Consider the following 13,497-nt stretch of genomic DNA (forward strand, 5'->3'; position numbering starts at 1 on the left):
GTGCTATAACCCCTTAATACTGTCCAGCGTTATGATAGCAGGATTGATCTTCATGCCGTCACGCAGATTACGTACACCTTCGTATACTACTCTGTCGCCGGCATTCAGACCTGACTGCACCACATAACATTTTGCCAGTCGCGGGCCTGGTATGAAGTTTTTCATCTTTACCTGGTTTGTTGCATCCAGGATGAATACATAATTTTTGTCCTGCATTTCGAATACAGCCTTCTGCGGCAGCAGTATAGCTCCCGGCAGATCATTGTTCAGCAACACCTTGCCACTGGCGCCGTGTTTCAGTAATCCTTTCGGATTCGGGAACTTAGCCCTGAAGGCAATAGAGCCGGTCGTTTCTTCAAATTCACTTTCTACTGTTTCTACTTTTCCCGGATAGGAATAGTCTGTTCCATCCGCCAGTATGAGATGCACCTGTGGATGCTCTGTCGTAGCCTGTGCCCGCTTATGTTGCAGGTATTCGGTTTCCGACACGTTGAAGTAAGCGTACACCTCTTTAATGTCTGATACGGAAGTGAGCAAAGCGCCTTCGCCGATCAGGCTTCCGGCTTTGGATGGTATCCTGTCTATATATCCCTCAAAAGGAGCGCGGATAACAGTGTATGACAATCTTGTCGCAGCATTGCTTTCGGCTGATCTGGCCTCTTCAATTCTTGCATTTGCCGCTGCCAGTCTGGCTTTAGCTACTTCCTGTTCACTTTGCGCAATGACCTTCTTTGCCACCAGCAGCTGCACACGGTCTAATTCAAGTTGTGCACCTTTTGCTTCTGCGATAGCACTGCTAAGAGCCGCTTTGGCTTTGGCGAGCTCAGAGCGGTATTCTTCATCATTGAGTGAAAAAAGCAGCTGTCCCTGCTGCACGTGTTGTCCTTCGTCTACATAGATCTTGTTGAGGAACCCATTCACGCGGGCACGAATCTCCACATTACGTACCGCTTCTATATCCGCCACATAATTCCTGTGCAGCACAGTATCAGAGGATGAAAGCTGCAGCACGGGAAATGTTTGTATCTCGTTTTGATTGTTGATTTTTTCTCCCCGGGTAATGCATCCCCCCAGGGCAATGCTCATTGCCAGTATGTTGATCTTTGAAAACGTTCGCATGATAGGAGTGAATAGTTTTGCAGAACCGTAATGAACGGTCCTGGTTGTTTAATACATGCAGTACCGGCCGACAGACAATGAATTGCCGTCAGCGATTGCAGCTGCATGTGTATAGTAATGAAAACGGGTTTGCGTTTATAGTATTAGTAGCTCAGATTATCAGATAACTACTAATACAGGTGAAACTATTCAGAAGGGCGTATACCTTGACAGGAAACTGTAGTATGCCGGCAGAAAAGCATGTTGCTGCTTATACACACCAGTCTTATTTTCCCTGATAGGTATATAGAAGTCGTGATTATATTGTATTTGTAATAGGCGTGTGGTATAACCGGAAGACTGCGAATTGCTGGTAATATAATACCGTCTCTTGCGCGGTACTTTTTTTACCCGTAGGATGAGCTGTATATCTTCCTCTTCGTCCAAACTGGTATCGCCATTATCGATATAGGGGATATGGATCGTTTCATGATCGAAAAGGCGTTCAAAACAAAGCGTTTTGCCCTGTTTTAGCGACTTGGCTTGTACCACGGCATGCTGGCCTGCCATCAAGCCGCATAACAGCAGGATGTACAGTAAAAACCTGCGTATTATATGCCTGTTCGTTTTTACCATGTTAATTTCGCACTCCAGTTGGAACCGCAAAGATAAAAACGGAAGTGGCTAAATCAAATAACGATTTGACGAACGGTAAAAAATTAACATCTGTTTATAATTTCAAGCCATAGGATAAACCACTAGATAACCCAGCCGATAACGCACAAGATAAGTCAGCAGACAGGTAAGAGGCCGGTCCATGCCATGTATTCGGCATGCTCCTTGTTTTATTTTCACCGTGTTAACATTATGAGACTGATAAGCTTCATTCTGAGATTTAAAAAAAATAAAAAGAGAAAGTATGAAACCCATCATTTGTTTCCTGCTGATATTCGGCATCGCGTGTAATTCGCCCATGAAGAGTAATAAGGATATCGATGCAGACTCTTCCAGCGCTATACAGGAAGAGGCCTCACAAAGTGCAGCAGCAAACCCGAGCGAGAATGCTGCTGGTGGTACTGCGAATGCCGGGAGTGCAATGGCAGCGGGCGAGGAGGAGTCAAACGTGAGAAAGGGTGGAACGGAGCCCGTTTCCGGAACGCTCCGTTTTAAAGATCACAAATATGCTATTGTCTCCAAAGGAGACGGTACCGGCCGTTCTATCACAATTGCTGCATCCGATCTTAAAGGAGACTCTTCAAAAGCTGACAGCACAGTGATCCGTGATGTGAAGGGAACGCTGCTGAAAACATCCATCGAAGATCTCGATAATGATAAGAACCCGGAAATCTATCTGTTCACCACTTCTACTGGTACCGACGCTACCGGTAGCGTGTATGGAGTAACTTATATTAACAATAAGGCGTTCAGCATTTTGCCAGGCGATGTGAATGCTGCAGCTCCAAAGGGTTATCGCGGACGGGATTCTTTTTATATACAACAACGGCAGATCGTCCGTAGTTACCCTGTCTATGAGGATGGTGATCTTGACAGCAAGCCATCTGGTGGTAAGCGTACGATCAAGTATGGTTTGAAGAAACAGGCGAATGGGTACATGCTGAAAGAAGCGAAGTAAGGTCGTAGTAACCTGCTGTGGTTAGGGCCTTTCTTATTGCATATGTGAAATTCTTGAAGGGTTTCTTGATGTCTGCTCTCTTAAGACCTTCGCGGATTGAGGTGGGACTTCGGGCTGTACCCCTCTTCGAGCACGTACTATTGAGCATCATCAAGCGGATTGGCTTTAGGATCTTTATTAAACCCCTATCAATCGTATAGGGGCTCTACAAGGGCTAATGCCCTCAGTCTCCACCTCAATCCGGCATCTGGTATAGGCATTCGCTTAATTATTGACTATAGCTTTAGAGGCTATCACGTGCATTTAGCTTTATTATGAAGATATATTGAGACGATTGGACTTGCGTTAAACTTAAACTATGATATTATGTATAGCAGATGAAAATTGGGCGTCCACCTATTTCTTGGGAGCCTCTAAGCAGCGGGCGGTTTCAGAGGAGACTGCGGGCCTTAGTCCTTGGAGAGCCTCTATACGATTGATAGGGGTTAAATGGAATTCCCAAAGCCCATACGCTTGATAAAGCTCAATCCTTAGTGCTCGAAAAGGAGTACAGCCCGCAGTCCCTACTGAACCGCCCGCATAGGCCCCAACATAACCTAATCCAAACGCATCAATCCATGGACAGATAAAATAAAAAGGCGAACAGCATAAACCGTTCGCCTTTAAAAACATTAAAAAATAACTATCATTCAACCGGCTTGAGATATTGCGAATGCGCATATCCTTCTTCACCAGCCTTCGTACGGATCAACCACCATTCATCACTATGCTTGCTGATCAGCGTAACGATCTCCGCATGCGCAGCTTTACCAATGATAGGCTGATCAACCCCCGGACCTTTCCGTACATTGAGATTGGACGATTGAGTAACAACTTCCAGTTTAGCCCCCTCAACAGCTGTCGCTACTTTGATGTCCATAACAACATCGCCGCTGAGAAAATTCGGATCGATCTTCCCGTAGATATTCCAGAGATTATCTTTAACAGCACCGCTGGGCGCATCGCCGCTGATATGTAATACGCCTTCCTGTTCATTCACCTGGAGATTACCGGTGCCCGCAGATCTGGCTGTATCTATCAGTTCCTTGTATTTGTCCTGTAATGACATAAACAGTGATTTAGAAGGTTATTTTACAGTAAGACCTGAAGCATCAACTTTCTTCGGATTCAAAGCATCCAAAGCCTGTTTTAATGTTTTCCATTTAGCAGCAGAAAGTTGGCCCGTAACCGTGATAACACCCGCGTCAACTTTAATGTCAGCACCGGGAAAATCTTTGGAGATGTTCGTAACGCCGGTACGGAGCGCATCATCAGCGGTATTGACAACAGCAGTACTGTCAGTTGCTGGTGGTGGAGGCGGAGCAGATGGCGTTACCATAATGTTGTTGACAACGCTCTTCACACCTTCTGTCGATTTCACTGATGCTTCAGCAGAAGCCTTAGTGGCATCGTCAGCTACATTACCTGCAAGGGTTACAACACCGTCTTTGACATCAGCAGTCACTTCTGGCATTGTGCTTAACTGTTCCGTAACTTTTGCCTGGATCTGTGTGTCGCTTGGTTTTCCTTTACAGGCTACCATAGATGCAAATACCACGCAGAGGAGAATAGTGCTCAATTGTTTGTTTCTCATAATTATTGATTGGAATGGTTAAAAGTTCCATCTGATAATTACCTGAACATCTTTGTAATGTCGTTCAGATCAACATCACCGTCGCCGTCTTTGTCAAGTCCCAGTTTGCCACCAATATTATTGATAGAGCTCTGGATATTACCACTGCCAAAACCACCGCTACCGAAGTTAGAACCTCCGAGGGACGATAAGATATCCTGGATATTAAAGCCGTTGCCTACACCACCACCGCCTTGTACGCCACCACCTTTGATGGCATTCAGAACAGTTGGGATCAGCGTTGCAGCAATGCTAGTAGCAGTAGCACTATTGATGCCAAACTTTTCCATGATGTTGCCGGCAAAGTTCTGTTGTATGTTTTGTGTAACAGGATGATCAGCAGAATCAAGGGCGTCATTTACCTGTTGTGTTTCACCATTGGCATTCAGCTGACCGAAAGTGGAGAGAATGGAGTTCTGCGCCTCGGCAATCACAGCATCATTGTGCTCGTTGGGGACTTCCGGATTGTTGATGACAGATTGCAGACCGCTTTGCTGAATGAGTTGCGTTAATTGTTCAAGCATAAATGAGTTTTATAAGGTAATAAGAACGATAAAGATAGGAAACCTTATAACAACCTGACCAATGGGAATGTTCACCGGCGCTGCAAATAACAATAGTATAACGGACGTTTACAGGAACAGGAGGGGGCATGAAATGAAAAAGCCGGTACTGCAATAACAGTCCGGCTTTACTGATAATTTCCGTATGTGGTGCTATAGCTTTGGTTTACATGAAACCCAGCTCCAGCTTGGCTTCTTCACTCATCATCTCTTTCGTCCATGGTGGATCGAAGGTCAGGGTCACATCTACGTCAGAAACGCCTTCGATATCCCTTACTTTTTCATCCACTTCACGTATGATATCGCCAGCAACCGGACAACCGGGAGCGGTGAGTGTCATGATGATGCCGACACGGTTATTATCACCGATCTTGATCTCATATACCAGGCCCAGCTCAAAGATGTTCACCGGTATTTCCGGATCGAATACTGTGCGCAATGTTTCTTCAATCCTGTCGCGTAGTGTCAATGTATTTTCGCTCATAACTCTTTGCCGTTTTTTTGTGATTGAGATTTTGCCTCATAGGCAATTGCATATAACTTGACCTGCTTGAGCATGCTCAGAAGCCCGTTGGAACGGGTAGGAGACAGGTGGCTGCTCAATCCGATCGCATCAATAAAGTATATTTCAGACTCCGCGATCTCTTTAGGCGTATGTCCGGAAAACACGGTGATCATCAGGCTTACCAGCCCTTTGGTGATCACTGCATCACTGTCGGCCGTGAAGATCAGTTTGCCGTCCTGCATGTCGGTATGTAACCATACCTGCGACTGACAACCTTTAATCAGGTGATCGGGCGTTTTATATTTTTCGTCAATCAGCGGAAGTTCCTTACCCAGTTGAATAATGTGTTCGTATTTATCCATCCAGTTCTCCAGAAAAGAGAAGTCTGATATCAGTTCGTCCTGTTTTTCTTTGATAGTCATAATCCTGTTATCTTAACATAGCGGCGGCTTTTTTGATGCCGGCTACTAATCTGTCTATATCTTCGAAAGTCGTATACATGGCAAAGGATGCACGTACGGTACCAGGGATGCAGAAAAAGCCCATTACAGGTTCAGCACAGTGGTGCCCGGTGCGGATAGCGATACCCTGTTTGTCGAGCAGCTCTCCCAGGTCATAAGGATGGATATCGTCTACCAGGAAGGAGATAGCTCCGGAACGATGTTTCGCATTACCAATGAAACGCAGGCCTTCGATCTGCTGCAGCTGTTGCGCTGCATATTCCACCAGCTGTTCTTCCCATGCCTGGATATTTTCAACACCGATCTGTTGTACGTATTTGATAGCAGCTGCAAGCGCAATGGCGCCGCTGATATCCGGCGTACCGGCTTCAAACTTGTACGGTAGTACGTTGTAGATAGTTTTGGCGAAGGTAACGGTCTTGATCATATCACCACCACCCTGGTAAGGAGGCAGTCTGTCCAGCCATTCTTCTTTACCATACAGCACACCGGTACCGGTAGGACCGTATATCTTATGACCGGAGAATACGAGAAAGTCTACGTCCAGTTCCTGTACATCCACAGGCATATGTTGCACCGCCTGTGCTGCATCGAGCAATACAGGAATATTACGGGCATGTGCCTGAGCTATAATATCGCGTACGGGATTAACAGTACCGAGGGAATTGGATACGTAGGTCAGCGCAATGATCTTCACTTTATCTGTCAGCAGTTCAGTGAATGCAGACATGATCAGTTCTCCGTTTTCATCCATAGGGATGACCTTCAGTTCAGCACCTCTGTCTTCACACATCATCTGCCACGGAACAATATTGGAATGATGTTCCATTGCAGATACCAATACCACATCACCTGGTTTGATCTCACCACGGCCGAATGAGTAGGCAACGAGGTTGATACTATCGGTGGTCCCTTTAGTAAAGATGATCTCTTCAGATTTACGTGCATTGAGGAAGGAGGCTACGGTCTTACGGGAATCCTCGTAGGCAGCAGTTGCTTCCTGGCTGAGATGATGTACACCGCGATGTACGTTGCTGTTGAGATGGATATAGTAGTGCATCAGCGTATCCAGTACGATCTGCGGCTTCTGTGTAGTAGCAGCATTATCGAGATATACGAGTGGTAATCCATATACTTTTTCCTGTAACAGCGGAAAATCCTTCCTGATCTTTTCTACATCTATGGCCGGAACAGTGATGTCTGGTACGTGTTGCATAATACTCTATAAGTTTATCGTTCTTCTCTGAAGCATCAGAGGTCATCCGGGATGGACCTGGATGACCTCGTGCAAAGATCGGAATTTCTGATCGAATTAGTTATTGATAGCGCCGGCTACATACTGGCGGATCTTTTCTGCGAGGAAATCCTGTAAAGCCGGTATGTGTACCTGATCGGTAATATCAAATGCGAATGCATTTACCAGCAATGATTTAGCGGCTTCTTCACCAATACCACGGGAGCGGAGATAGAACAGAGATTCTTCGCTGAAGCGCCCTACGGTAAAACCGTGGCTACACTTCACGTCATCTGCATATATTTCAAGCTGAGGTTGTGAATTGATGTTGGCCTTTTCGCTCATCAGCAGGTTGTTGTTCTGCTGGAAAGCGTTTGTTTTCTGCGCATCCTGGTGTACATGGATCTTACCGGTGAATACGCCATTGGCGTCGTCCAGCAATACTCCTTTGTATAGCTCATTACTGTTACAGTTAGGCACGAGATGATCCACGAAAGTGTGGTTGTCAACATGCTGGGTACCTGTAGCCAGGTAGAGGCCGTGCAGATTGGTTTCCGTATTGCTACCTGTCAGCGCTACGCTGAGGTTGTTACGGGTCAGTTCTGCAGATGGCAGGGTGAAGTTAAAATGATGATAACGGCTGTCGGCCTTCTGTGTAGTAGAAGTATGATAGATGTGACGGCTGTTCTTTACAGTGCTCTGGATATTGTAATGCCAGAGTTCTGCATTTTCTTCCAGTACCACTTCTGTTACGCCGTTTACGAAAGCGATCGCGTTATCATTGATTCCTACAGCACTCTCAATTACTTCCAGCGTTGCGCTCTTATGCAGCACGATCAGGTGACGGGGCTGAATGAAGGCGTTCGCCGAAGCAGTATACACATGAATGATATGTAAAGGCTTGTCCAGACTGGCGTTCACACCTGCTTCGATGAACAGGCCGTCAGCAAACAGGGCCGCATTCAGAGCAGCGAAAGGCTGCGACTGCAGGTGCGGATGTTTGTCGAACCATGCCTGCAATTGTGGGTTGCCGGCAGCGTCGCTCACTTTGGAAACGGTGATCTTACCACCGGTAGGCAGGGTAGAGAGGTCGGCCTGCAAGCGTCCGTTCACCAGTACAGCGCGATAGCTGTCCAGTTGTGGGATGCCGGCCGCTTTCAGTTGTTCTGCCGTTACTGTGCCCTGCTCTTCCTGTGCCAGGGTAAAAGCGTCTTTGAGGTAGCGCTGTATGTTAGTATAGCGCCACTCTTCAGTTTTCACGGTAGGCAGACCCAGTTCCTTGAAGCGGCCAAAAGCCAGCTTGCGGGCAGGAAGGATGGCGTTGTCCGCATCTACTTTCTGCTCGGGACCAGGTACCCCGTTGGATATAAATTCGTAGAATGATTTATCGCTCGTCATGTTCTTTTTGCGTTATACAGATTCTTTCTGGTGTACCTCTTCTTTCAGCCAGTCGTAGCCTTTTTCTTCCAGCTCAAGTGCCAGTTCTTTGGTACCAGTCTTAACGATCTGGCCATTGTACAGCACGTGCACGAAGTCAGGCACGATGTATTCCAGCAAACGCTGGTAGTGGGTAATAACCATAAAAGCCTTATCTGCGCTGCGCAGTTTATTTACGCCGGCAGCTACAATGCGGAGGGCGTCAATATCGAGGCCGGAATCAGTTTCGTCCAGGATGGCTAATTTCGGATCGAGCATAGCCAGCTGAAACACTTCATTCCTCTTTTTCTCACCACCGGAGAAACCTTCGTTCAGAGAACGGTTCATCAGGTTAGCATTAAAATCTACCAACTGCTGTTTTTCTTTGGTCAGCTTCAGGAATTCTTTTGATTCCATCGCAGGCAGACTATGGTAAGCCCTGATCTCATTTAAGGCAGTCTTGAGGAAGTGCAGGTTAGATACACCTGGAATTTCTACCGGATACTGGAACGCCAGGAACAGGCCTTCGCGTGCACGATCTTCCGGAGACATGTCCAGCAGATTCTTTCCTTCGAAGATCACTTCACCCTGTGTAACAGTATAATTTTCACGACCCGCTAACACAGAAGAGAGTGAGCTTTTTCCTGAACCGTTAGGGCCCATGATAGCATGCATTTCTCCTTTTTTGATCTCGAGGTTGATGCCCTTGAGGATCTGTTTACCGTCTACTTCTGCGTGCAGATTTTTAATCGTCAGCATGATTGTATGTTTCTCTGTTGTTTTTGCTTTGTAAATTGTTTAATTATCCTACGCTTCCTTCCAGTGTGATAGAAAGCAGTTTACGCGCTTCCACCGCAAACTCCATCGGGAGCTGGTTCAGCACTTCCTGTGCATATCCGTTTACGATCAGTGCTACAGCCTTTTCTGTTTCTATACCACGCTGGTTCAGATAGAAGATCTGGTCTTCCCCGATCTTGGAAGTAGTTGCTTCGTGTTCTACGGTAGCAGTGCTGTTCCTTGATTCGATATAAGGGAAGGTGTGTGCGCCACAACGATCACCTATCAGCAGGGAGTCACACTGTGTGAAGTTACGTGCGTTCGCAGCACGCGGACCTACCTGTACAAGACCACGATAAGTGTTGTCGCTGTGACCTGCAGAAATACCTTTTGAAATGATACGGCTGCGGGTGTTACGGCCCAGGTGATAGATCTTGGTACCGGTATCAGCGATCTGCTTGTTGCGGGTCACTGCTACTGAATAGAATTCACCTTCAGCATCATCGCCCTGGAGGATCACACTTGGATATTTCCAGGTGATAGCAGAACCGGTTTCAACCTGTGTCCATGATATTTTACTGCTGTTTCCCTTGCAGATACCACGTTTGGTCACGAAGTTATAGATACCGCCATTACCGTCTTTATCACCAGGATACCAGTTCTGAACAGTAGAGTACTTGATCTCTGCACGTTCCATTGCAACCAGTTCCACAACTGCAGCATGCAGTTGGTTCTCATCACGTTTAGGAGCGGTACAGCCTTCCAGGTAGCTTACGTAGGAATCATCGTCAGCAATGATCAGGGTACGCTCGAACTGGCCGGTATTTTCCGCGTTGATACGGAAATAGGTGCTCAGTTCCATCGGGCAGCGCACGCCTTTCGGAATGTATACAAAAGAGCCATCGGAGAATACAGCAGCATTCAGCGCGGCAAATATGTTATCGGAATGAGGTACTACGGTACCCAGATATTTTTTTACGAGGTCAGGATGTGTCCTTACCGCTTCACCGAAAGAGCAGAAGATGATGCCCAGTTCGTGTAATTTTTCTTTGAAAGTAGTGGCAACGGAAACGCTGTCAAAAACAACGTCTACAGCAACGCCGGCCAGTGCTTTCTGTTCGTTGATGGGAATACCCAGCTTTTCGAAAGTAGCCAGCAGCTCCGGATCTACTTCATCCAGGCTGTTAAGTTGTTTCTTTTTCTTAGGTGCGGCATAGTAAGAAAGCTTCTGCAGGTCCAGTTCAGGCATTTCAAAATGCTGCCATTTTGGGAACTGCATCTTTTTAAAGGCCTGGAAGCCTTTCAGGCGCCACTCCAGCATCCATTGTGGTTCTTCCTTTTTAGCAGAGATAAAGCGGATGGTCTCTTCATTAAGACCCACCGGCGCCATCTCCATCTCGATGTCGGTTGTAAAGCCAAACTCATACTCCCGGTTGGCTATGTCATCTATTATTTCGTTGCTGTTTCTCATTTTCCGAGTTAATTAAGTAATGCAGAAGTCCGGGTGAAGGTTTACACCGCGAAGCTCTCCCCGCAGCTACAGGTACGGGTAGCGTTGGGATTGTTAAAGTAAAGCCCCTTCCCGTTCAGACCATCGGAATAGTCCAGCTCAGTGCCGTATAGGTACAGGAGGCTTTTCATCTGCACCACTATTTTCACGCCTTTATCTTCAAAGGTCTGATCACCATCCTGGTGGTCGGTAGCTTCAAACTTCAACACATATTCCAATCCTGAGCAACCGCCGCCTTTTACGCCAACGCGTACGAAGGTACCAGGAGCGTGATTCTCCTTGACCATAAGCGCCTTTATATATTCGCCTGCTTTTTCTGATACTGTTATCATAATAATTGCTTCCTTTATTTCAGATTTCACCTTTATTTTACCATTGTTCCGATCAGAGGTCACCGGGCGTATTTATCACCGGCCGTTTTTCCCCGATCCTGGAGTCTCCCAGGAGGGAGATCATCCTGTCAAGCTTATTTTTATAAGATGCGGTGAACGTCCTGGTTTCCGTATCATATAAATGCTCTTTCATGATTGGCACTGAAAAAGGTAGTACCCATGCCCTGAGGGCTTTGGCTACCGAATCCATTGCATTGATGCCCTGCATGGCCTGAGAACCGTCTCCCCAGCATATCAAAGCTACAACCTTTCCCGTTAAATAAGGAGTACTGAGCTTGCTGGTCATTTCAAGCCAATCCAGTGTATTCTTCATGACGCCGGTCATGCTGCCATGATAGAGGGGGGTGAGCCATACGTGCACATCTGCTTTCAGAAAGACGTCGCACATATGTTTAACGGAATCGGGCATGTCACCCTTCGGATATGCAAAGAACGGAATATGGCCGTCAACAGGGCTGAACACCTCCGTAGAAAATCCTTTTTGGCGGAACTGTTCACTTAAGTAGCCCGTCAACTGGTTCGCAGTGGTATAGGGACTACTGTCCATTGTGCCGTTGAAGATCAATACGTTCATTTAATGCTCCTCTGTTTTAAGCTGTTGTTCAGGCAACAAATTTTTTTAACTCCTACAAAATTACGACATTTGAGAATAAAACAAGTAATAACTTGGAAAATTATAGACCCATCACAAAGGCGACTGCCGATAAATTTCTGCAGTTACTGAAAACGAAGGGGCCTCAATCGGCCGCTATGCTGGCAGCCGCATTACGTATGACAGGAGAGGGCGCCCGTCTGCAGCTGCTGAAGCTGGCAGAAGAGGGGCTTGTGGTGTCGGCTACAACATCCAGAGGAGTAGGCCGGCCTGTTCAAATCTGGGACCTTACACCGCTGGGCCATGCTCACTTTCCTGACACACATGTGGAGCTGACGCTGCAAATAATAGAAACCATTCGCAAGGAACTAGGGGAAGACGCACTCGAAAAGGTCGTGGCTGCCCGCGAGTTCCAGCAGCAGGAGAAATATATGAACGCACTGACAGGCATTACCGGCCTGGCAGAAAGGCTGGCGCAATTTGCGTCTATCCGTAGTTCCGAAGGTTATCTTGCAGAATGGCGGGAAGAAGAAGACGGCTTCGTCTTCATCGAGAACCATTGCCCTATCTGCTGTGCCGCTACCCAGTGCGCAAATATTTGCGAATCAGAACTGAATACTTTCAAGGCCCTGATGGGAGAAGACGTAGACGTTAAACGTGCTGATCATATCATTGCCGGCGACCGCCGTTGCGTATACAAAATAACGCGCATTAAGGAGTTGATTACCACCAAGTAAGAATTAGCTTTCGAATATATTTTGTGAGGTGTACCTTATCGGGTACACCTTTTTCTTTACATCATTTATTTCGTCCTGCATCCGTTACCTCTCGCATCGCATCCCTCAACCGGATCAATTGGCGATCGGCTTATTAAAAGGATACCATAAGGGCACCAAAAGGGTATTTATATATCAAATCGATATTGAAGTGACCTTTAAATGACCTTTTAATATAGTTATATCTACCTTACAGAAACGAGACAGCCCAGAATTGGCGAATGGGGGGGTACTGTGATTCCAGCGTTGACCTTCTAGCTCGCAGTTCGGATGGAATCACTGGCTGCAGTTATTTGAAGTTCCTTTCTATCGGGCATTTTTGGACAGTTAGGCAGTTTGTAGTTCCATTAAACCCCTGGGGATGAAACTTCAGCATACTTCAAATAACTGAAGGCCAGTGATTTCCAACCGAATGCTCACCACGGCCGGTCTCCAAAATAATAGCAGAACGACCAAATATGATATCATACTTTAATAGCGTTATGTACTGCCATATGTATCACCATATATGCCCTGTATGTATCGTCACATGTTCGCATATCTGTCGCTTATATCTATCGCTACTGTATCGCATATCTTGTTGCACATATCACGATGCCTTAATAGATATGCTATTTATGAACCCTATGCCACGATTTTACAATGTCAATCTGCTCTAACCTACCGATGTCGCGTCAGTCGCTAGATAGGTCGTATCTGGCTCAAGGCTCGTCATTAGCTTATCAGACCCGCAAAAAGGGTGTGGTTTCCTATGCACAGGCTTATTGGGCCGCTTTACAGGCCTTTTGTTTAGTGAAATCTATATAAAAGGCCTGTGGTACCAGGAATATGGCAACATGAAGAAGCTGAAAATGAGACATATATGATC

General features: G+C 46.4%; 15 protein-coding genes. 2 read left to right on the forward strand and 13 right to left on the reverse strand.

The genetic code is table 11. The annotated features are described in order from the left end of the window. Nucleotides 1-3: 3 nt before the first annotated feature. Together C7475_RS26870 and C7475_RS26875 are read right to left on the reverse strand one after the other, a co-directional pair. Nucleotides 4-1,119: an efflux RND transporter periplasmic adaptor subunit gene (locus C7475_RS26870; protein WP_110056517.1), complete on the reverse strand. Its 1,116-nt coding sequence runs from the start codon at nt 1,117-1,119 to the stop codon at nt 4-6. 189 nt (nt 1,120-1,308) lie between these two features. Then, on the reverse strand, nt 1,309-1,668 hold the full coding sequence (locus tag C7475_RS26875; RefSeq protein WP_146217662.1) for a hypothetical protein: 360 nt from the start codon (nt 1,666-1,668) through the stop codon (nt 1,309-1,311). A gap of 349 nt (nt 1,669-2,017) precedes the next feature. Between C7475_RS26875 and C7475_RS26880 the strand changes: the two genes are divergently transcribed. Beyond that, nucleotides 2,018-2,731, forward strand: a complete 714-nt coding sequence (locus C7475_RS26880; RefSeq protein WP_110056519.1) for a hypothetical protein — start codon at nt 2,018-2,020, stop codon at nt 2,729-2,731. Nucleotides 2,732-3,416: 685 nt separating this feature from the next. On the opposite strand, the gene C7475_RS26885 is transcribed toward C7475_RS26880, so the two are convergent. The 11 genes from C7475_RS26885 to C7475_RS26935 form a co-directional block, all read right to left on the reverse strand. Continuing rightward, complete coding sequence (locus C7475_RS26885; RefSeq protein WP_110056520.1) at nt 3,417-3,839, reverse strand: SH3 domain-containing protein; 423 nt, start codon at nt 3,837-3,839, stop codon at nt 3,417-3,419. An 18-nt stretch (nt 3,840-3,857) separates the two neighbouring features. Next, complete coding sequence (locus C7475_RS26890) at nt 3,858-4,364, reverse strand: BON domain-containing protein (protein ID WP_110056521.1); 507 nt, start codon at nt 4,362-4,364, stop codon at nt 3,858-3,860. Nucleotides 4,365-4,402: 38 nt separating this feature from the next. Beyond that, on the reverse strand, nt 4,403-4,927 hold the full coding sequence (locus tag C7475_RS26895; RefSeq protein ID WP_110056522.1) for a hypothetical protein: 525 nt from the start codon (nt 4,925-4,927) through the stop codon (nt 4,403-4,405). Nucleotides 4,928-5,132: 205 nt separating this feature from the next. After that, a complete protein-coding gene (locus C7475_RS26900) occupies nt 5,133-5,450 on the reverse strand; it encodes a DUF59 domain-containing protein (RefSeq protein ID WP_110056523.1) in 318 nt (105 codons plus the stop codon). Then, nucleotides 5,447-5,893, reverse strand: a complete 447-nt coding sequence (locus C7475_RS26905) for a SufE family protein (RefSeq protein WP_110056524.1) — start codon at nt 5,891-5,893, stop codon at nt 5,447-5,449. The genes C7475_RS26900 and C7475_RS26905 overlap by 4 nt, the downstream gene beginning before the upstream one ends. Nucleotides 5,894-5,900: 7 nt before the next feature. Beyond that, nucleotides 5,901-7,148, reverse strand: coding sequence for an aminotransferase class V-fold PLP-dependent enzyme (locus C7475_RS26910; RefSeq protein WP_110056525.1), 1,248 nt, complete (start codon nt 7,146-7,148; stop codon nt 5,901-5,903). A gap of 96 nt (nt 7,149-7,244) precedes the next feature. Then, complete coding sequence (gene sufD / locus C7475_RS26915) at nt 7,245-8,564, reverse strand: Fe-S cluster assembly protein SufD (protein WP_110056526.1); 1,320 nt, start codon at nt 8,562-8,564, stop codon at nt 7,245-7,247. Between the two features lie 12 nt (nt 8,565-8,576). After that, the gene (sufC, locus tag C7475_RS26920) at nt 8,577-9,341 is read right to left on the reverse strand and encodes a Fe-S cluster assembly ATPase SufC (RefSeq protein WP_110056527.1); all 765 of its coding nucleotides are present in this window, start codon (nt 9,339-9,341) and stop codon (nt 8,577-8,579) included. 43 nt (nt 9,342-9,384) lie between these two features. After that, nucleotides 9,385-10,830, reverse strand: coding sequence for a Fe-S cluster assembly protein SufB (sufB, locus tag C7475_RS26925; protein WP_110056528.1), 1,446 nt, complete (start codon nt 10,828-10,830; stop codon nt 9,385-9,387). 41 nt (nt 10,831-10,871) lie between these two features. After that, complete coding sequence (locus C7475_RS26930) at nt 10,872-11,201, reverse strand: iron-sulfur cluster assembly accessory protein (RefSeq protein ID WP_110056690.1); 330 nt, start codon at nt 11,199-11,201, stop codon at nt 10,872-10,874. 52 nt (nt 11,202-11,253) lie between these two features. Then, nucleotides 11,254-11,835, reverse strand: a complete 582-nt coding sequence (locus tag C7475_RS26935) for an NADPH-dependent FMN reductase (RefSeq protein WP_110056529.1) — start codon at nt 11,833-11,835, stop codon at nt 11,254-11,256. A 92-nt stretch (nt 11,836-11,927) separates the two neighbouring features. Between C7475_RS26935 and C7475_RS26940 the strand changes: the two genes are divergently transcribed. After that, complete coding sequence (locus C7475_RS26940; RefSeq protein ID WP_110056530.1) at nt 11,928-12,590, forward strand: metalloregulator ArsR/SmtB family transcription factor; 663 nt, start codon at nt 11,928-11,930, stop codon at nt 12,588-12,590. The last annotated feature ends 907 nt before the right edge of the window (nt 12,591-13,497 follow it).

It is taken from the genome of Chitinophaga sp. S165, assembly GCF_003182155.1.
Lineage (GTDB): Bacteria > Bacteroidota > Bacteroidia > Chitinophagales > Chitinophagaceae > Chitinophaga.

What these genes read in the sequence shown, in the direction of transcription:
- C7475_RS26900 (WP_110056523.1), bottom strand. Translation starts at nt 5,450, where the DNA reads ATGAGCGAAAATACATTGACACTACGCGACAGGATTGAAGAAACATTG.
- sufD (WP_110056526.1), bottom strand. Translation starts at nt 8,564, where the DNA reads ATGACGAGCGATAAATCATTCTACGAATTTATATCCAACGGGGTACCT.
- C7475_RS26905 (WP_110056524.1), bottom strand. Translation starts at nt 5,893, where the DNA reads ATGACTATCAAAGAAAAACAGGACGAACTGATATCAGACTTCTCTTTT.
- C7475_RS26875 (WP_146217662.1), bottom strand. Translation starts at nt 1,668, where the DNA reads ATGGCAGGCCAGCATGCCGTGGTACAAGCCAAGTCGCTAAAACAGGGC.
- C7475_RS26935 (WP_110056529.1), bottom strand. Translation starts at nt 11,835, where the DNA reads ATGAACGTATTGATCTTCAACGGCACAATGGACAGTAGTCCCTATACC.
- C7475_RS26880 (WP_110056519.1), top strand. Translation starts at nt 2,018, where the DNA reads ATGAAACCCATCATTTGTTTCCTGCTGATATTCGGCATCGCGTGTAAT.
- sufB (WP_110056528.1), bottom strand. Translation starts at nt 10,830, where the DNA reads ATGAGAAACAGCAACGAAATAATAGATGACATAGCCAACCGGGAGTAT.
- C7475_RS26870 (WP_110056517.1), bottom strand. Translation starts at nt 1,119, where the DNA reads ATGCGAACGTTTTCAAAGATCAACATACTGGCAATGAGCATTGCCCTG.
- sufC (WP_110056527.1), bottom strand. Translation starts at nt 9,341, where the DNA reads ATGCTGACGATTAAAAATCTGCACGCAGAAGTAGACGGTAAACAGATC.
- C7475_RS26930 (WP_110056690.1), bottom strand. Translation starts at nt 11,201, where the DNA reads ATGATAACAGTATCAGAAAAAGCAGGCGAATATATAAAGGCGCTTATG.
- C7475_RS26910 (WP_110056525.1), bottom strand. Translation starts at nt 7,148, where the DNA reads ATGCAACACGTACCAGACATCACTGTTCCGGCCATAGATGTAGAAAAG.
- C7475_RS26890 (WP_110056521.1), bottom strand. Translation starts at nt 4,364, where the DNA reads ATGAGAAACAAACAATTGAGCACTATTCTCCTCTGCGTGGTATTTGCA.
- C7475_RS26895 (WP_110056522.1), bottom strand. Translation starts at nt 4,927, where the DNA reads ATGCTTGAACAATTAACGCAACTCATTCAGCAAAGCGGTCTGCAATCT.
- C7475_RS26885 (WP_110056520.1), bottom strand. Translation starts at nt 3,839, where the DNA reads ATGTCATTACAGGACAAATACAAGGAACTGATAGATACAGCCAGATCT.